Source organism: Arthrobacter sp. zg-Y844 (assembly GCF_024385465.1).
In the GTDB taxonomy this organism is placed as follows: domain Bacteria; phylum Actinomycetota; class Actinomycetes; order Actinomycetales; family Micrococcaceae; genus Arthrobacter_B.
In genome coordinates, this window is the sequence record NZ_JANFLS010000003.1 from 62,794 (window position 1) to 81,246 (window position 18,453).

The 18,453-nt window shown below is 65.1% G+C and carries 19 protein-coding genes and 2 riboswitches; of the genes, 7 read left to right on the forward strand and 12 right to left on the reverse strand.

Annotated elements, in window-relative coordinates; translation table 11 throughout:
* Positions 1-32: 32 nt before the first annotated feature.
* The 11 genes from NNX35_RS11575 to NNX35_RS11625 form a co-directional block, all read right to left on the reverse strand.
* Positions 33-323 carry a WXG100 family type VII secretion target gene (locus tag NNX35_RS11575; protein WP_227922954.1) on the reverse strand — a complete coding sequence of 97 codons (291 nt, stop codon included), beginning with the start codon at positions 321-323 and terminating at the stop codon, positions 33-35.
* Between the two features lie 182 nt (positions 324-505).
* On the reverse strand, positions 506-1,972 hold the full coding sequence (locus tag NNX35_RS11580) for a cell wall metabolism sensor histidine kinase WalK (RefSeq protein ID WP_255867845.1): 1,467 nt from the start codon (positions 1,970-1,972) through the stop codon (positions 506-508).
* A 4-nt stretch (positions 1,973-1,976) separates the two neighbouring features.
* Complete coding sequence (locus tag NNX35_RS11585) at positions 1,977-2,690, reverse strand: response regulator transcription factor (RefSeq protein ID WP_227913521.1); 714 nt, start codon at positions 2,688-2,690, stop codon at positions 1,977-1,979.
* Positions 2,691-2,768: 78 nt separating this feature from the next.
* Positions 2,769-3,620 (reverse strand): hypothetical protein, encoded by an 852-nt coding sequence (locus NNX35_RS11590; RefSeq protein ID WP_255867846.1) that lies wholly within the window; start codon positions 3,618-3,620, stop codon positions 2,769-2,771.
* Positions 3,617-4,072, reverse strand: a complete 456-nt coding sequence (locus NNX35_RS11595; protein WP_255867847.1) for a hypothetical protein — start codon at positions 4,070-4,072, stop codon at positions 3,617-3,619. Before NNX35_RS11595 ends, NNX35_RS11590 begins: the two co-directional genes overlap by 4 nt.
* 4 nt (positions 4,073-4,076) lie before the next feature.
* Positions 4,077-4,493, reverse strand: coding sequence for a hypothetical protein (locus tag NNX35_RS11600; protein WP_255867848.1), 417 nt, complete (start codon positions 4,491-4,493; stop codon positions 4,077-4,079).
* Entirely contained in the window at positions 4,493-5,641 is a 1,149-nt protein-coding gene (locus NNX35_RS11605; protein WP_255766677.1) for a hypothetical protein, read from the reverse strand. Before NNX35_RS11605 ends, NNX35_RS11600 begins: the two co-directional genes overlap by 1 nt.
* Positions 5,638-5,985, reverse strand: a complete 348-nt coding sequence (locus NNX35_RS11610; RefSeq protein ID WP_255766678.1) for a DUF6507 family protein — start codon at positions 5,983-5,985, stop codon at positions 5,638-5,640. The genes NNX35_RS11605 and NNX35_RS11610 overlap by 4 nt, the downstream gene beginning before the upstream one ends.
* Positions 5,986-6,252: 267 nt before the next feature.
* Complete coding sequence (locus NNX35_RS11615; RefSeq protein ID WP_255867849.1) at positions 6,253-7,899, reverse strand: DNA repair helicase XPB; 1,647 nt, start codon at positions 7,897-7,899, stop codon at positions 6,253-6,255.
* Positions 7,892-10,324, reverse strand: coding sequence for a helicase-associated domain-containing protein (locus NNX35_RS11620; RefSeq protein WP_255863765.1), 2,433 nt, complete (start codon positions 10,322-10,324; stop codon positions 7,892-7,894). The genes NNX35_RS11615 and NNX35_RS11620 overlap by 8 nt, the downstream gene beginning before the upstream one ends.
* A gap of 39 nt (positions 10,325-10,363) precedes the next feature.
* Positions 10,364-10,675 (reverse strand): hypothetical protein, encoded by a 312-nt coding sequence (locus tag NNX35_RS11625; protein WP_255867851.1) that lies wholly within the window; start codon positions 10,673-10,675, stop codon positions 10,364-10,366.
* A gap of 211 nt (positions 10,676-10,886) precedes the next feature.
* On the opposite strand from NNX35_RS11625, the gene NNX35_RS11630 reads away from it, so the two are divergent.
* The 3 genes from NNX35_RS11630 to NNX35_RS11640 are packed head-to-tail and all read left to right on the forward strand — an operon-like array spanning position 10,887 to position 13,208.
* Positions 10,887-11,270 carry a cold-shock protein gene (locus NNX35_RS11630; protein WP_227922981.1) on the forward strand — a complete coding sequence of 128 codons (384 nt, stop codon included), beginning with the start codon at positions 10,887-10,889 and terminating at the stop codon, positions 11,268-11,270.
* 21 nt (positions 11,271-11,291) lie between these two features.
* Entirely contained in the window at positions 11,292-11,873 is a 582-nt protein-coding gene (locus NNX35_RS11635; protein ID WP_255867938.1) for a DUF3027 domain-containing protein, read from the forward strand.
* A gap of 54 nt (positions 11,874-11,927) precedes the next feature.
* Complete coding sequence (locus NNX35_RS11640; protein WP_255766683.1) at positions 11,928-13,208, forward strand: MFS transporter; 1,281 nt, start codon at positions 11,928-11,930, stop codon at positions 13,206-13,208.
* 45 nt (positions 13,209-13,253) lie between these two features.
* Here the strand turns inward: NNX35_RS11640 and serC are convergent, their stop codons facing one another.
* Positions 13,254-14,381, reverse strand: coding sequence for a phosphoserine transaminase (serC, locus tag NNX35_RS11645; protein ID WP_255867852.1), 1,128 nt, complete (start codon positions 14,379-14,381; stop codon positions 13,254-13,256).
* Positions 14,382-14,598: 217 nt separating this feature from the next.
* On the opposite strand from serC, the gene NNX35_RS11650 reads away from it, so the two are divergent.
* From NNX35_RS11650 to NNX35_RS11665, 4 genes are all read left to right on the forward strand, one after another.
* A complete protein-coding gene (locus tag NNX35_RS11650) occupies positions 14,599-15,297 on the forward strand; it encodes a metal-dependent transcriptional regulator (protein WP_255766685.1) in 699 nt (232 codons plus the stop codon).
* Positions 15,298-15,387: 90 nt separating this feature from the next.
* Positions 15,388-15,584, forward strand: a riboswitch (cyclic di-AMP (ydaO/yuaA leader).
* A 111-nt stretch (positions 15,585-15,695) separates the two neighbouring features.
* A complete protein-coding gene (locus NNX35_RS11655; RefSeq protein WP_255766686.1) occupies positions 15,696-16,352 on the forward strand; it encodes a M23 family metallopeptidase in 657 nt (218 codons plus the stop codon).
* 148 nt (positions 16,353-16,500) lie between these two features.
* Positions 16,501-16,659: riboswitch (cyclic di-AMP (ydaO/yuaA leader) on the forward strand.
* A gap of 3 nt (positions 16,660-16,662) precedes the next feature.
* Positions 16,663-17,463 (forward strand): NlpC/P60 family protein, encoded by an 801-nt coding sequence (locus NNX35_RS16195; protein WP_255867853.1) that lies wholly within the window; start codon positions 16,663-16,665, stop codon positions 17,461-17,463.
* Positions 17,464-17,490: 27 nt separating this feature from the next.
* Positions 17,491-18,282, forward strand: a complete 792-nt coding sequence (locus NNX35_RS11665; protein ID WP_255863769.1) for an NlpC/P60 family protein — start codon at positions 17,491-17,493, stop codon at positions 18,280-18,282.
* Positions 18,283-18,453 lie beyond the last annotated feature (171 nt).

The window sequence follows — 18,453 nt, forward strand, 5'->3', positions numbered from 1 at the left end:
CGCCGGTGCAGCCCCCGGCATCGGCGGCGCGGTCAGTGCATAAAGAGCGAAGTGTTCGCCGCCTCCGTCTCGGCGTACTGCGCCGATGCGAAGGCCAGCGCCTGGTTGATGCTGTCCAGCGATTCCTCCACCCGGGCCTGCGTAGCCCGCCAGTCGGTAACCAGCAGCTGGAAATTGGACGACGCCGATCCCCGCCAGATCTCACTCAACGAGGCCAGCCCGGCCTGCATTCCGTTCACGTCTGCCCGCAGGCGTTCGATGGTTCCCTGCACTTCGGCACTCTTGGCAGCCAGCGCCTCGCTGTCCACGGCAAATAAAGGCATGATTTCCTCCTGGTAGCGGCTTGGATCGGATACCGGAAGGGTAGGGTGGCAGACGGCCGTCAACGCGCGGACCACCAACGGGTGTGGAGTTGCCGCGGCGGGTCTGCGTCGGGGAACCACGTTGTGGAGGGCAGCACGGTCCCTCCTGCCCCTCTGGAGCCCCCGCGTGCGCCCGGGGAGGGTCAGTTGTCGCCAGCCTCGTCCGGACGCTCGGGGAACTGCTCCGGAGCGCGGTAGGGCAGGCGGATGGAGAGGGTGGCGCCTCCGCCTTCTGTTTCGGCCAGCCGCACCGTCCCGTCGTGCTGGGCCACCAGTGCCGCCACGATAGCCAGCCCGAGGCCGGTGCCGCCGGTCTCCCGGTAGCGGGAGGAATCGGCGCGGTAGAAGCGTTCAAACACCCGTGCGGCGTCGTCCTCGGAAATCCCGGGCCCGTGGTCCCGTACCTCCAGTACCGCATCCATCCGGTCATGGATAACGGGGGCAACTCCGACTGCCACTTCGATGGGGGAACCCGCCGGTGTGTAGCGCAGGGCGTTGGTCATGAGGTTCGCCACGACCTGCCGCAGCCGGGCCTCGTCTCCCATGGTGGGTGCGCTCTGCGGCGCGTGGCCGTCCAGCCCCACCACCCGAATGTTCCGATCGGGTGCGCTGGCCCGCGCGTCCAGTGCGGCGTCGTTGCCCAGGATCATCAGGTCCACCGGCTCGTATTCGAGCGGGCGCTGCTCGTCCACCCGGGCCAGGGTCAGGAGGTCCTCGACCAGTTGTCCCATACGCTTGGCTTCGCTCTCGATCCGGCCCATGGCGGCGGAGATCTCTTCGGGTTCCTGGAGGGCACCGTGACGGTACAGCTCCGAGAATCCGCGGATGGTCACCAGCGGGGTCCGGAGCTCGTGGGAGGCATCCTGGACGAAGCGGCGCATCTTGCGTTCAGACTGGGTGCGGGCGGCGAACGCCGTTTCGATATGGGCCAGCATGGCGTTGAGTGAGCGGGACAGGCGGCCGATTTCCGTGGCCGGGTTGCCCACCTCCACTCGGCGGGACAGGTCACCTGCGGCAATGGCGGCAGCGGTTTTTTCCACCTGGCTCAGCGGACGGAACTGCCGGGTGACTGCCCAGTAGGCGATCCCCGTGGCGCCCAGGGTTCCGAGCAGCCCGACCGAAAACACCAGCGACGCCGCCTCGTCCACGGTCGCGGCGACCGAGTCCAGCGGGATGGCAACGGCGACGGAACCGGGGAGGTTCTCGAAATCGTAGATGCGTACCCGCCAGCCCTTGGACGTCGGCTCGGTGCCGCGGACATCGAAGCCCTCGGTACCCATCGCCTCCACTTGATCGGAGGTGTAGTTACCGAGGTTCGGGATGTCCGTTGCCGACTCCGAGTGCGTGGCCGGACCATGGCTGCCGTCTTCGTTCAGGTACAGCCCGTAGTACCGGAACAGCGAGGCATCAGTACTCGGCTCGTTCACCAGCAGGTAGCGCGACACCTTGGACGCATTCGCGTCGATGTCTGCGTCCAGCCGGTCCACGAGTATCTGGCGCAGCAGGGTAATGGTGGCGAAGCCGGTGATAGTCACCGTAACCACCATGAGCACCGCCATGATGGCGAGCAGCTGCGACCGAAGTGAAGCGGATTTCCAGCGCCTTATCAAGGTCCTAGCGCTTCTCCGAGGACCGCAGCAGGTAGCCGACGCCGCGCTTGGTCTGGATCAGCGCCGGCGCGTCCGGGCTGCGGTCGATCTTGCGGCGCAGGTAGGAGATGTAGGACTCCACGATGGAGGCGTCTCCGTTGAAGTCGTATTCCCAGACGTGGTCCAGGATCTGCGCCTTGGACAGGACACGGTTCGGGTTCAGCATCAGGTAGCGCAGCAGCTTGAACTCGGTGGGGGAGAGGTCGATGGTGACGCCGCCGCGGCGTACCTCGTGGGCGTCGTCGTCGAGCTCCAGGTCATCCACGCGGATGACGGCGTCGTCGTCCTCCAGCGGCTGGGTGCGGCGCAGTACGGCACGGATGCGGGCCACCACCTCGTCGAGGCTGAAGGGCTTGGTGACGTAGTCGTCGCCGCCCACGGTGAGGCCGGTGACCTTGTCCTCGGTGTCGTCGCGGGCGGTCAGGAAGACCACGGGGAAATGCTGTCCGGCAGCGCGCAGCCGGCGGGTGAGCGTGAAGCCGTCCATATCCGGGAGCATCACGTCCAGGACCGCGAGGTCCGGGTTGTGGGAGTCGACGGCGGCGAGGGCCTCGCGGCCGTTGGCGGCGGCGACGACGTCGAACCCGGCGAACCGCAGCGACGTGGACAACAGCTCGCGGATGTTGGGCTCATCATCGACAACAAGGAGGCGTGCTTCGGGTGCAGACGATTTGTTCACCTGCCCAGTTTCTTACATTTAGCTGGACGTTGTCTGTAGGCGGGCAGGATGATTTCTGGAAATGCCCGGTGAAGCGCGCTACGCAAACCGAGGAGGACGCTGGAAACGAACGGACTCGACGAGGTCAACTAAATGGCGGTAGACATTGGCTGAGGGGATGGAAGCCAGGGTTGCCTGGTCCTCGTCGGCCACCACGCGATAGTGGCCGGCGCCGCCGGCATTCAGATACCCCACACCCTCGTCCGTGGCCGGGTCCATCACGAGATGCCAGAGGAACCACGGCTGGGACCAGGCATACGACAAGGCTTCGTCCGCCCCCTCAGGCAGCGGGGCCCCGGAGTCCCGGTGCCTCTCGTTGAGGATCTCCACAGGAAAGGCAGCGGGAGAGACAGGCAGGTTCCATGCCGGCGAAATCCCCAGCCATGCCGCGAGAACAGGGAAGAGCTCATGGAGGCTCACGAACTTCAACTGCAGCTTTCCGGCGGTGTCCGCGGGTATTTCGGACGGGCTTGCCAACACGCCCGCCGAGGGGCCGGCGAGCATGAGTGCGTTGGTTCCGTCCAACCAAACCTGCAGCTCGGTCGCTTGTCCCAGGGAGGAAGCCCTGAAGTGAAGGACCGCCGCTGGCTGGTCGAGCGGCCGCGTAATGACCTTGCCGCCGGGGGTAAGCCGTCCGGCGCTGTCCAGAAGCCCCGCGTCGGCCAGGACCTTGATAGACGCTCCGTTGCCCGATCGCTCCAGCCGTCCTATCCGGCCGTTCTGGGCGACCCTGTGCAGCAGGGACGCCGCCGCCGGATCGAGCCATGGTCCGTCGGAGGCAAACGGTTGCTTCGCCCGAAGGCCGCTTAAACGCTCGAGGGGGACACCTGCCAGGCGGCTTGCAACCTCTTCGAGGGAAGGTTCGCGGGTGGGAACATACATCTCGGTCACGCCGGCTCCTTAATCTGCGCAGACGAGCACATAAGCTCAAGGACGTCATCGTAGGCACCTAGCTCCGCGGACGCGCACGAGGTGGTAACCAGGACTCCGTGGCCGGCGGTCTGATGCACATCCACCCGGCAGTGCACGGCGAGTCCGCCGCTGGAATACGTGTACTCGATGATGCGGCCCTCCCCGCGGGCGGGAGGGAACCTGTCCACGGAAATAAAGTAGACGTCCTGCAGCATGGCGTGGGCGTAGGAGAGGACCAGTGTGCTCAGTTTCTCCATGCTGCCCGTGTACGGAAAGCTGTTGACGACAACGCTCGGACGGAAGGCCCCTTCAGCAGCCACGGGTGCGGCCAGGACCAGATCAGCGGAATCCGTTAGACCGCCGATTTCCCAGTCATGCGGCCTGCCGATGGAACAAAACCGGGATTCTTCACGCAATAGTGGTTCCAGCATTCCCTTACCTTCCGGCACGCTTACGCACCCACGTGGTGACCGGGTCGCCGCCGGTATGCAATATGTCTTCCTTCACGGCGCCGTTATCGATCCACCGGCGGTACCAAGCCGGAAGAAGGGGCCTGGGTAACCGGGTCACGGCGGCGATACACAGGAGGACCGACAGTCCGGCCAGCGCCTGAAAGCCAATACCCAGGAAATCAGGCGCACGTAGGCTTCCCGCCACTCCTGCTGATGCTCCGAAAACCACGGCAAGCCCGGCATAAAGCATCAAGAAACCGAACTGCGGATGTTTCCCCATTTCATATGCCATCATGTGGCGGACCCACCGCCGCCACTTACCGCGGTAAGCAGCAATTCCGGATATGAGCATTGCTGCACCAACCGTATATATACCGATCCAGACCAAGTATTCCTGCATTACCATAGTGAACCCCAGAACTCCTTGACTGCGCCATTCCATGAGTCCTCATGGCTTTTACCTTCGGTCTTGTCCTGGGCGTAACTGCCCGCAGCCTCGCCGGCTGCTCCGCCGAAGAATCCGCCGACAAAGCCGCCGACGATGCCGCCGATCAGGGTTCCCGGGCCCGGGAAAATGGACCCGATGGCGGCTCCAGCCGCCGCACCAGCCCAAGCGCCGCCTGCTCCGCCCAAGGCAGATCCCGTGGTTTCGAAAGCCACGTTTTTGGCCGCACTCGCTACCCGCTCGCCCGTGTCATATTCGGGATGGTCTATCAGGTCCTGGTTCCACTCTTCGGTCACGTTGTCATAAATGGAGAGGCCGATGTCCAGTGCGCCCAGCGCATTACCCGCCCGTTTCGCCCACGGAGGCATATTGGCCAGTTCATCATTGGCCACCAGAACGGTGCGCTCGTATTCGTGCTGTTGTATGCGCAGTTCCACGGTGGTGGTTAGCGTGGCCCGAGTGGCCGGAACCACGGTGCCGTCTGCATAGGTAATAAACACCCGGCTGATGTCGAGGGTCTGGACGTGGACGGTGCTGGAAACAGTGACCCGGACCCTTTCCTGATGGATCCTGGTCAGAACATTGTCGGCCGCATCATTGGCTATGTCCCAAGCGGGGGTGTCCGTAAAGCCGGGAGAATCGGGGAGCTTGGCCGGGTCGGCCTGCCGGATGGCTGCGGCGCAGGCTTCCTCCGCTGCAGCGTACTCCTGCGCCAGGGCGGAGATGCCGGCGGCAACTTCAGCTTCCTTGTTCTTGCCGTAATCAGGATCGTCATCAGTTGATTCGGGATAGGAGGTGCCGGCCGCCGAAACGAGCTCCCTGTGCCGGGCCTGCATGCCGCGGACCGCCTCCGCGAAGGTGTTCAACGCAGATTCGATCAGGAGGGTCACAATCTGCGCTTCGTCAGTGAAGACGGTTACCGGCTTCATCGCTTCGTACACCAGCGCCTGTTCCGGGGCCTGATAATGCGGCTGAACGCCGTTCCAGATAGTAACAAGCTCGTTTCCGGACTGGGCGGCACGGGTACCGGAGGCCGCGATCAGCGCGGCATCGGAAATAATCAGGTCCGGGTCCGGAAGGACCGGCAGCGCATCCGCACTCATTTGTCCGCCTCCGGATCTACGCTGGGAGCAGCGATGGATGCCTGCTGATTGGCGGTCTCCGCCATAACCTGGTCGCCGTCGATGTACGCATGGATGGCATTTGCGGTTTCATCAAGAACTTTATCGGCGCGCTGAACTGCACTCGCTACCAGCGGGCCCAGGTAGCCCTCATAGACTTCCATCAATGCGCCGGTGATAAGTCCGCTGTTGACACTTTCCGCAGCGCCCGTCAGGGCATTCCGAAGAACGTTTCCTTCTGTGCCAAGTTCTCGGTGTTCTGTTCTGGCTTGAACTATCACGCCCCGGGTTCCCGCGACGTCGATATCCCACCCATTAAGTGACATCCCCCATTATCCTTCCCCCTGCAAAAAAGCTCCGCCAGCGACACCGGTTTACCGTATGTCCTTGGACAAGCGCATGTCCATGGGGAGAACTACCCATGGACATCAACGCAATTGCCAAAGCGCCCAATATGCGTTCCAGGCCTTTTGCCATAGGCAGTTTGCCAGATAGGCGGATATGCCGCTCGGAGGGAAAGCGGCATCGGTCTTTTGGCGATACGGCGTTATGGGCGCAGAGGGGAAGGTCCCTCGCCGAAGCCGTGCCCGGGGCTACACCGGCTTTTCGATGTCCGTGGCGTCCAGGATGGAATAGGCATAGCCCTGCTCCGCGAGGAACCGCTGCCGCTTGGCCGCGAAGTCCTGGTCCAGGGTGTCACGGGCAACAACGGTGTAGAAGTGGGCTGCCTTGCCGTCCGCCTTGGGTCGCAGCAGCCGGCCCAGCCGCTGGGCCTCTTCCTGCCGGGAGCCGAAGGAACCGGAGACCTGGATGGCCACGGAGGCCTCGGGCAGGTCGATGGAGAAATTGGCAACCTTGGACACCACGAGGGTGCTCAGTGCACCTTCCCGGAATTCGTTGAAGAGCCGCTGGCGTTCCTTCACCGGGGTGTCACCCTTGATCACCGGTGCGTCAAGGCGCTCGGAAAGTTCGTCCAGCTGGTCCAGGTACTGTCCGATCACCAGGGTCTGCTCGCCGGCATGGCGCTTCACTAGCTGTTCGACGACGCCGGTCTTGGTTTCCGACGTCGAGCACAGCCGGTACTTGTCCCCGTCTTCAGCCATGGCATAGGCCACCCGCTCGTCCCGCGGCAGGTCCACCCGGACCTCGACGCACTCGGCGGGCGCAATGTAGCCCTGCGCCTCGATGTCCTTCCACGGGGCGTCGTAGCGCTTGGGGCCGATCAGGGAGAAGACCTCGCCCTCGCGGCGGTCCTCGCGGACCAGGGTGGCGGTCAGGCCCAGCCGGCGCCGGGCCTGCAGGTCCGCGGTCATCCGGAAAATGGGTGCGGGCAGCAGATGCACCTCGTCGTAGATGATCAGGCCCCAGTCGTTGGCGTCCAGCAGTTCCAGATGCGGATACAGCCCGCCCCGCTTGAGCGTCAGGACCTGGTAGGTGGCGATGGTGACCGGACGGACTTCCTTCACCGCGCCGGAGTATTCGCCGATTTCGTCCTCGGTCAGCGACGTGCGCTTCAGCAGCTCATCCTTCCACTGCCGGGCGGAGACGGTGTTGGTCACCAGGATGAGGGTGGTGGTGGAGCTGGTGGCCATGGCCGCCGCCCCGACCAGGGTTTTGCCCGCACCGCAGGGCAGGACCACCACGCCGGAACCGCCGGCCCAGAAGTTCTCGGTGGCGAGCTTCTGGTAGGGGCGCAGCGCCCAGCCGTCCTCATTGAGCAGGATCGGATGCGGCGTGCCGTCCACGTAACCGGCCAGGTCTTCGGCGGGCCAGCCCAGTTTCAGCAGCAGCTGCTTGAGCTGGCCGCGCATGGCGGACTGCACCACGACGGTTTCGCCGTCGATCCGGGGGCCGAGCAGCGGCTGGATCTTCTTGGCATGCATTACTTCTTCGAGCACCGGATAGTCGTTGGTGCGAAGCACCAGCCCGTGCTGGGGATCCTTCTCCAGCCGCAGCCGCCCGTACCGGGACATGGTTTCTTCAATGTCGATCAGCAGCGAGTGCGGCACGGGGAAGCGGGAGTACATAAGCAGCGTGTTCAGGACCTGTTCGGCGTCGAGCCCCGCGGCCCGCGCATTCCACAGTCCCAGCGGCGTCAGCCGGTAACTGTGGATGTGCTCGGGGGCACGCTCGAGTTCGGCGAAAGCCGCGATGGCGTGCCGGGCCTCGGTTGCCTGTTCATGATCGACCTCCAGAAGAATCGTCTTATCGCTCTGGACAATCAACGGTCCGTCAACCATGTGCCGGGCTACCCTCCACTATTTCCACGTCCATAATCCGGTGTACTGACACTGTTCGTTCGACGTCGCTGCGCGGGTCATAGACCCGGACCCTGCCGTCGCTCACTGACAGGGGAACGAAAATCTCCTGCCGCTGATTCCCCTGGGCATCCACCACGCCCATCCGCACCGAACTCTTGGTCCGGATGGCCTTGCGCAGGGTTTCCAGGCTGACCAGGGACTGGCTCTCGCCCGCGTGCGGGACGGGTCCTCCGCCGCGCAGTGCGGCCAGCTGCCGGTCCAGGTCCTCATCCGTAAGTTCCCACGGATTCAGCCGGGCCCGGGAGGAGGACGGCGCCGGCACAGGGATCATCCGATGGGAGCCGACCGGCTTGCGTGCCGGGCCTTCCAGCGCCGGGGGATAGCCGAGTTCCCGAAGGGAAAAGGTGAGTTCCTTGGCTGGCACATTGGCTGCGACCACCGTCGGGGCCAGCCGCACCAGGCCCAGTGAAGCGGTCCGCGGGTCCGCCAGCAGGGCGTTCAACCCGGCCTCGTCATCACTGCGCAGATAAGATCCCGCCGCACCCACCCGCAGCCGGCCGTACCGGGCTGCCGTGTCCTCCACCAAGTAGCGCAGCGGCTGGGGGACATCCGTTGCGGAATGCTGGTGCAGGAAGGCGAGGATGCCGTCGGCGTCGAGCCCTTCATCGAGTGCCCGCCGGATGGACTCGGCCGAGAACCGGTAGATCGTTGCCGGGCCCTGGCCTTCCGCCGTGGAAATCAGGGCCAGCTCCCGGGCGACGCCGGGCTCCAGGTACCCGGGCGCCACCGCCGTGAGGTCAGCCTGCAGCAGGAAGGAGTTCAATGGCGCAGGCAGGGCGTCACGCAGTACGGAGGTGGCACGGGCATAGTCGCTGCCGGCAACGGCCGACCCCAGCACGGTCAACGCCCCTGAACCGAGCAGCCCCAGCTGGGCTGCCTCCTTCAGGATGCCCGGAACCAGCCGGGCAAAACGCCGCTGCAGCCGCGGCTGGTGCCAGGTCAGGGCACTGATGAGGTCCTCGGTGTCGAAGGCACCGACAGTCTCGTTTTCGCCCGCACCCTCGACATCGGATAGCAGGGCAAGCATTTCCAGTGCCCGACGGCGGACGACGGGGGCGTCCGGGCGGGAAACTTCTGCGGCCAGCGCGTTCACTGCTCCGCCTGCCGGCAGGGGTGCGCCCACCAGGGACGGTGCGCGGTCCGCATCCAGCCAGGCTTCCACCAATCGACGCCACTGATCCTCACGGTTCTGGGTAAGCCAGGTTCCCTCGGTGGTGCCCCAGCGTGAGGTTGCAGCATCCAGGGTGATCAGCCCGGCCAGGGCCGCCAGCTCCAGCAGCCAGGACGTAGCGGCACCGTCGAGCCGCAGCGATTCCGAGAGACGGCGCACTTCGCGCACGCCAACGCCTCCGGAGCGGAGCGTCCCGATCGGGTTCTCGGCCGCAAGCGCCAGCAGTTCCGTAACCAGCCGCAGGGTTTCCGCCACCGCTCCAAACGCGGCGTTGTCCCGCAGGTTGCGGGCGACGTTGCGGGGAACCGGCCGGGGCGCTTCCAACTGGAAGTCCGCGACGATTACATGGCCCCGGGAGGCCTGGCCCACCGGCCGCGGAAGTTCCACGTGAAGCGCGTCCAAGGGGACCAGGAGGCCACGGGCCACGAGCCACTCCACCGGGGTGGGGGAGGGGTTGTCCAGGACGGCCCGTCCCATGGCGGCTTTCTTGGGGATGGTGCCCACCGGTGAATACTTGAACCGGCGAAGCAGGTCTGCTGTCTGCGGCGGAGCGCCCTCCATGAGCGTCGCCCAGCCCGCAGGATCAGAGACCAGATGATGCAGGGAATGGGCGGCGGTGGCGGGGGTGTCTGCCTTCTCTATGGGCAGTCCGCTGCTGCGCAGCCCCTCGACGATGCCGACCAGGCGTTGCCCGAACTCCGGATGCTGGGCCGCCAAGGTGGAATACGGCCTTCCCAGCCCGGCTGGGTAGGCGCCCAGCGCCTCGCCGAGGACCGAGACGGGTAGATAGAACCGGCGGGAGGCATCAGCCTTCGGTGCTCCGGGGTGCGGCTTGGCCCGCCGCAGCAGGGCCAGGGAATGCAGGTGGCCCAGGATCGCATCGAGGGATTTGATGGTTGAGCCCGAGATTGTTGTTTTCAACCATGAAGCGGTGGTGCTGAGCTGGGAATCTTCGTTGGTGGTCAGGTCCACCGCTTCCAGGACCTGCAGCTGCGGTGCCGTCAGTTTTTCGAGGATCCGCTGGACGCTGACGCGTGTCGAAGCACGCGCTGCGAGAGCCTGGAAGTCCGGCACGGCGGGGAGCGCCAGGTCGGGCCGGGCCGCGAGCAATTCACGCAGTTGGTCATCACTGCGTGCTGCTAAATCTTCGGCCAAGGCTCGAATCGCGGACATCAAAACCACGTTACCTGAGTGGGGAGAAAAACGGACCGATCAGCCCCGGCGCCGCCGCCTGATTCCGTCGATCACCAGGCCCGCCATAAGCAGGAACGCGAGGGGGAGTGCGTAGAGGGATGCGGCAATGAGCCAAGGCGCCACTGCCTGGCTCCCGAGGTAGAGGATCAGCACCGCAGCGAGCGTACCCAGTCCGAACAGTGCCAGCGCGGCCGCAAGGACGGCAGTAAACCGGCGGAGCGGCGACTTGCGGGGAGGAACTCGGGGATCCGGTGATGTGTGGGGTGCCGGAAACTGCTTCTCTGCGCGTGCCGCGGGGACCCGGACCTTCTCCGGTGGGGTGTTGCTCATGGTAATTAACGCTAACAGCGGAAAACTGCGGGACAAAGGGGAGGCCTTGGTGCCCCATTCCCGTGTCGGGATATTCTAAAGGGAACAGACTTCCCCGTAGTATCACCAAAGGTACTCCGGCGCCGCTTCGGGCTTGGCGGGCCAACGCGGGTCACGACCATTCCTGCAGCAGGTGTCCTGCTGCGATTAAACTAAGAACGAGGTAACCGAAGTGCCCATCGGCAAGGTCAAATGGTTCGACACTGGTAAGGGTTTTGGGTTTCTGGCCACGGACGATGGGCAGGAAGTTTTCCTGCACGCTTCGGCCCTGCCTGCGGGAGTCAGCGAGGTCAAGCCCGGCACCCGCATGGAATTCGGTGTTGCGGACGGCCGCCGCGGACCGCAGGCCCTTTCCGCCCGCATTCTCGAGGCCCCGCCGTCGGTAGCCAGGGCAACCCGCAAGGATGCCGAAGACATGGCCGTGATCACCGAGGACCTGATCAAGCTGCTGGACGGTATTTCCAACGGACTGCGGCGCGGCCGCTACCCGGATAAGAAGCACGCATCCAAGGTAGCTGCCGTCCTGCGGGCCGTTGCCGATGATCTGGATATATAAGGTAAGTGCACTGAAGTGACTATGCGACCGGAAATTCCCTCTCCCGACCCGTCCCCTGAACCCGGCACCGACGCCGCTGCTGCTCCCGCGGTTCGCAAGCGCGCCCCGCGGCGGCCGGGAAAGCCCGACGCCGTGCTCGCGGCCGCCGTGGCCGAAGCCCGCGCCGGACTGCTGGAAGTGGTGTCTGAAGGCGAAGTAGGCAACTACCTGGGTGCAGCCGCCGACGCCGAACGGGTGGTGACCCACCGGTTCTCTTCCCTGCGTCCCGGCTACCGCGGGTGGTACTGGTACTCCACGGTTGCCCGTATGCCCCGGAGCAAGAAAGTAACGGTGTCCGAAGTGGGCCTGCTTCCCTCGGACGACGCGCTGCTGGCTCCCGAGTGGGTGCCCTGGTCCGACCGGCTGCGTCCGGAAGACATTGCTGCCGAACAGGAACAGCAGGCCCAGGAACAGCGCGCGCAGGAACAGGCTGATCAGGAACAGGCTGACCAGGAACAGGCCGAACTTGCCGGCCCGGACGACGACGGGCAGCAGGACGAGGCTGATCAGGAACGAGCCGGCGAACAGCACGCCGAAGCGACAGGTGCTCAGGAGGACGAATAATCCCGTGACGGTTGCGGCAACAGGGTTCACTATCCCCAAGGGGGCGCTGGACTGATGTTCCGTTCCCTTCGCATTTTCAACTACCGCATCTGGTTTATCGGTGCCCTGGTGTCGAACATCGGCACCTGGATGCAGCGTACGGCGCAGGACTGGCTTGTCTATGACATCCTGACCGACCAGGACGCGGCGGCCATGGGAATCGTTATGGCGCTGCAGCTGGGGCCGCAGCTGCTCCTGGCCCCGTGGTCAGGCCTGATCGCCGACACGTACAACCGGCGTAAGGTCCTCCTGCTCACGCAGGTCAGCATGGGCGGCCTGGGTCTGGCGCTGGGGCTCCTGGTGCTCTCCGGACATGCCGAGCTGTGGCACGTCTACGCGTTCGCGCTGGCGCTGGGCGTAGTGTCCGCCGTCGACGGGCCGGCACGCCAGGCCTTTGTCTCGGAGGTGGTTTCCGAGCGGGACCTGCCCAACGCCGTCGCCCTTAACAGTGCCTCCTTTAACGGGGCACGGATGATTGGCCCCGCCGTCGCCGGTCTCCTGACCGTGGCCGTGGGTCCGGGCCTGGTCTTCGTCCTCAACGCCGTGACGTTCGGTGCAATGGTGATTGCGCTGCTGAAAATGCGTGCCGGCGAGCTGCGCGTGTTGCCCAAGGCACCGCCGGGGAAGGGGCGCATCCGGGCCGGACTTGCGTACGTGCGGCACCGGCCGGACCTGATCATGGTGATGCTCGCGATCTTCATCGTGGGGACCTTCGGCATGAATTTCGCTATCTATATAGCAGCCATGGCACGTACCGAGTTCGGCCGGGACGCCGGTATTTTCGGCGTCCTGAATTCGGTGATGGCCATCGGATCCGTCGCCGGCGCCCTGCTGTCCGCGCGGCGGGACCGGCCCCGCCTGCGCTTTGTCTTCGGTGCGGCCGGAGCCTTTGGCCTGGCCTGCATCCTGTCCGCCATGGCACCCAGCCTGATCCTGTTCGCTGTCTCGCTGATCCCCGTGGGCCTGTTTGCCCTGACCCTGATGACCAGCGCCAACGCGTATGTCCAGACCACCACGGCCCAGATCATGCGCGGGCGGGTCATGGCCTTGTACTTCGCCATCTTTATGGGCGGCACGCCGTTGGGTGCCCCCGTGGTGGGTTGGGTCTCGAACTCCTTCGGTCCCCGCTGGAGCCTGGGCGTTGCCGCAGCTTCCGGTCTGCTGGCCGCCGCGATCGGATTCGTCTGGGCCTGGCGCACCTACGGCATGCGGTTCCACTATGACCGGAGCCTGCCGCGCCGGCTGAGCATGACCACGGACACTCCGGAAAAGCAGCAGGACCCGGACAACGCCTAGCGTCCGGGTCCTGCCACGGCCCCTGTTGCGGGGCGGCCTTGCGGGTCAGGAATTCTCGATCACAAAGTCGATGCACTCCAGCAGGGCGCTGACGTCGTCGGGCTCGATGGCCACGAAGGTGGCAATCCGCAGCTGGTTGCGGCCGAGCTTGCGGTAGGGCTCCACGTCCACCACGCCGTTGGCACGCAGGGTCTTGGCGATTGCCGCGGCGTCGATGCCTGCCTCGAAATCGATCGTGGCAATCACATTTGAACGGTCCTCGGCACGGGTGACGAACGGAGTGGCCACCGGGGACTTCTCGGCCCACGAATAGATCCGCCCCGCCGACTCAGCGGTCCGGCCCGCGGCGAAGGCAAGTCCGCCGCTGGCGTTGAGCCATTCAATCTGCGCGTTAAGGGTCACCAGCGTGGACAACGACGGCGTGTTGTAGGTCTGGTTCAGCCTCGAGTTGTCGACGGCGGTCTGCAGGTTCAGGAAATCCGGGATCCAGCGGTCCCCGGCATTGATCCGGGCCGCCCGTTCCAGCGCAGCCGGAGAGAACATGCCCAGCCACAGTCCGCCGTCGGAAGCGAAGTTCTTCTGCGGTGCAAAGTAATAGACATCGGCCTGGGCCAGGTCCACATCCAGGCCGCCCGCGGCAGAGGTGGCATCGATCAGGACCAGGGAGCCGGCGTCGGCGCCTTCCACCCGCCGGACGGGGGCAGCCACACCGGTCGAGGTCTCATTCTGGGGCCAGGCATAAACGTCGACGCCGGCCTCCGCTGCAGGCTCGGGGCGCGTGCCGGGATCGGAGGTGATGATGCTGGATGCCGCGAGGAACGGAGCCTTGTTGGTGGCCGCCGCAAACTTTGAGCCGAATTCACCGAAGGAAAGGTGCTGGGCCTTCTCCTGGACCAGGCCGAAGGCCGCGATGTCCCAGAACGCGGTGGAACCGCCCACGCCCAGGACAACCTCGTAACCCTCGGGCGCCGAGAACAACTCCATGAGGCCTTCACGGACGCTGCCCACGAGGTTCCGTACCGGAGCCTGCCGGTGGGAGGTGCCGAGCAGGTTGGCTCCCGCTGCTGCGAGTGCGGACATCTGTTCCGGGCGTACCTTGGAAGGACCGGCACCAAATCGGCCGTCCTTCGGAAGGAGCCCAGCGGGAATTTTCAGTGCGGCGGTATCGCCCATGGTGTGACGCTCCAAGCGGGTTTCGACAGTGGCGGATATGCACTTCCATTCTGCCGTACAGGCTCGGGAGCCCGCGATGTATGACGCCCGCCACCAGGGACTGTGCCCGGTGCCGCGCAATTATCGGGCGGTCCGGCGGATAGGCTAACGTGTTGGCGTACACCCCCGGGGCAGCGGTGCGCTGCCTTTCTTCCTCCCTTGCTAGGAGCGGCCCGTCATGACGGATCTCATTGACACCACTGAGATGTATCTCAGGACCATCCTGGAACTGGAAGAAGAGAACATCGTTGCCCTCCGTGCACGCATTGCCGAACGGCTGCGCCACTCCGGGCCCACGGTTTCCCAGACCATCGGGCGAATGGAACGTGACGGGCTCGTGGTGGTTGCCGGGACGCGTCGGCTGGAACTGACGGAACTGGGCCGGCGCCGGGCCACCGAGGTCATGCGCAAGCACCGCCTGGCCGAACGGCTCCTTGCGGACGTCATCGGACTTGACTGGGCCTACGTCCATGACGAAGCCTGCCGCTGGGAACATGTGATGAGCGAGCGTGTGGAACGGCGCCTGTATGAGCTGCTGGGCCGCCCCACGGAATCGCCCTACGGCAATCCCATTCCCGGCCTCGAGGGGATCGGCGGGGTGGCGGCGGAAGTGTTCATCGCCGGCGTCGTCGACCTGGTGTCCACCGTCGCGACGGCCGAGCCGGGGACCAAGCTTCGGCTGGTCCGGCTGGCGGAACCCATCCAGGTGGAACCAGAACTGCTGACCCAGCTGGACGAAGCGGGATTGCGGCCCGGAGCGCAGATAACGGCAGAAGTTGTCGGCGGTTATATCTCCGTTCGTGTTCCCGGCATCGAGGGTGCCTTGGAACTGCCTACGGAAGTGGCCTCCCACGTCTTTGTTTCTCCCGTTGGGTAACGGAATGGTCACTTTTGTGACATTTACCCTATAGTGAGTTCCGACGCTGAAACACCATCGTTATCCGGTCCGTCCGCCGAGCCCTGCCAGCGGACCGGAGCACTAAACTCGTCCAGGCAGGGGCGGAGGACCCACTTTCCGGCAGCATTGCTGCCTTGGGGTGAAGCCTTTCGGAAGCCGGCGGCATTTCCTGCATAGTTGCAGGTGAGGCCCGCCTTTTCCGGAAAGGCCGAGTTTCTCTACTCGAATCCGACAGCTAACTTCGCAGGCGATCCATGAGAGGGAAAAACTTGTCGAAGCATGCTGCTTCGGGCCGACGCCGCGCGTCAGCTCCTAATGCACCTGTGCGCCCGCGCAACGCCTCACCGTCAGGCCGCCGGCGCGCCGAAACAAAGTCCGTGTCCGTGGGCGGTGCCGCCCAGAAGGTGGCTATTACCGCTGCCACGTCGGGCCTGATCCTCACGGCTGCCATGCCCACGCATGCGGCAGCGGACGATCCGGTCCAGCTCGAGCCGGTGGCGGTCGACGCACCCGTCTCGGCCGACCCGAATGCCGATATCGGATTCGCCCGGGCCGGGCTGAGCAGCAAATACGACCCGGACGCCAAGCTGGCCTCCATTACGGTTGCCGCCGGCTCGCATGCGGTCCCTGCCGCGGCCAAGGGCACGCTGTCCACGCCCCTGGACGCCTCTTTGGTGCAGACCTCCGGGTTCGGCCACCGGGTCAGCCCCATTACCGGGGAGCACGGCGAGATGCATAACGGACAGGACTTCGCCGCCGCCTGCGGTACAGCGGTCAACGCTGCGGCATCCGGCACCGTGGTCTTCGCCGGCTGGCATCCCTACGGCGGTGGCAACCGCGTGGTGGTAGATCACGGCAACGGAGTCCAGACCACGTACAACCACCTTTCCAATATTGCCGTCACCGTGGGCACTGAAGTCGAGCGCGGATTCCTGGTCGGTGCGAGCGGTACAACCGGTTCCTCAACGGGTTGCCACCTGCATTTCGAGGTCATGGTTAACGGCGAAGTAGTGGACCCGCTGAATTGGTTGTAAGCACTTAAATCAATTGGTTGTAACCAGTTGAATATCGTTTCGTGATCGGAACGTGACATACCTCAAATGTTGCTGTACGCTCATCCTCGTGCCCGATTCGCCAAAGGTGGGGCACCTTCGAACAGATCGCCTAGCTCTGCCACTGTTTGAAGTCCGTTCGCAGAATCGCATGGCAGAGGCGGGGGAACCAATTTCGGGTTTCGAAAGAAACCCTTGGGGTTAAGTTGCAAAAGGCCATTGGCCGGGCAACCGGGTGACTCCCATCCGAATCCGACAGCTCACCTCGTAGGCAATTGGGAGAGGCAAACTTGTGTCATCAAACGCTCATGGCCGCCGTCGCGCTGCCACCGTACAGACCAACCCGATCACTGCACTTTCCAAGGCAGTCAGCAGCAACGCCGGAAACGTAGGCCGCCAGGCCGCCGTCGTAGTTGCAGCATCCGGCCTCGTGCTGGCTGCCGGACTTCCTGCACAGGCTTCCGTAAGCACGGACCGCCAGGCACTCGCAGCAACCCCCCTGAACATCGTGGCCGGCAGCGTTACCGCTCCCGCCAACGCACCGTTCGAGCTTCCCCTGGTTGCCCCTAGCTCCATCTCCGGCGCCGAATACCGCGCACAGGTTGCAGCAGAAGAGGCCGCAGCCCAGGCAGCAGAAGAGCTCGCAGCCTCGCAGGCCGCAGCAGCAACCCAGGCAGCAGCCACCAAGAACGCCGCAGCCGCCCGCACCGCCGCCCCGGCAGCCTCCGGCCCCGCCGTAAAGCCAGCCTCCTCCATGTCGGCTCCGGTCGAAGCTCCGGCTTCCGGCAACGTCGCAGCCGGCCTGGTTGCTTCCGCCTACGGCCAGATCGGTGTGGCACAGGACTGCACCGCCATGGTCGAGAACGCACTGCGCTCCGTCGGCAAGTCCGTCGGCGACCTGGCCCCCGGCCAGTTCTTCCAGTTCGGTTCCGTAGTTTCCAGCCCGGCTCCCGGCGACCTTGTGATCAACGGCGGCCACGTCGCGATCTACGTAGGCAACGGCCAGGTCATCAGCGGCGGACTCAACGGCATGAACACCGGCCTGCACAGCCTCTCGGACCTGGGCGGCGTCAGCTTCGTCCGCGTCAGCTAACCCGGAATTCGAGACGCGGAGATAATCATGACCTCGACAATTGAGCGCGCCCGCCACCGGGCGCCGGTGGAACGCACCACTACGCTGAACGCGCTTGCCGGCGCCGTCAGTGCCAACGCCGGAACGGTGGGCCGCCAGGCCGCCGTGATTGCGGCAGCCTCCGGGCTGGTACTGACCACCGGCGTCGCGGCCAATGCGTCCGGGGCAGACACCATGCGTGACGTCCAGACGAGCACCCTGGATCTTTCCTCGGTCAAGATCCTCCAGGTCTCCGAAAACGCGACGGTTTCGTTCGAACGCGACAGCATTGCGGGCACCACTCCGGCACCCGTGGCGGAACCGGCAGCCCCGGCTGCCGAGGCGCCTGCTGCCGTTGCGGCTGCGAAACCGGCAGCCGTTGCTGCCGGCACGCGTGCTCCTGCCAACACGGTGCCTGCTGTCCAGGCCACAACCCTCAGCACACCGGCACCGGCGCAGAGCGCCCCTTCCGGCGTGGCATCCACCATTGCAGCCGCTGCCTACGCGCAGCTGGGCATCGGCCAGGACTGCACCCGGTTGGTTACCAACGCACTGGCCGCGGCCGGAATCAATCACCACGGCTGGCCGGCAAGCTACCTCACCCTTGGACGGACGGTGAGTGCAGCTGAGGCCATCCCCGGTGACCTTATCTACTACGCAGACGGCGGGATGGGCATGGCCCACATCGCCGTGTATGTGGGCGGCGGACAGGCAGTGCACGGCGGTTTCAACGGTGGATCCACCGTTGTAGCTCCGGCCGAGCTTGGCTCCGGCGGCGTCTACATCCGCGTAGGCGGCTAGGCAGCTCCCGGTACAGCATCTTGGCAAGGCCCCTCCTTCGGGAGGGGCCTTGCCTTGTTAAGCCGCAGTCCGGGCGCGGAGGCAGGCGGGGTGCCGTGGGCAGGGAGCGGACCCCTGTACCACCGGCATAAATGGCCAAGAACGCGATCGCGTTCTACTCTTGCATAGACA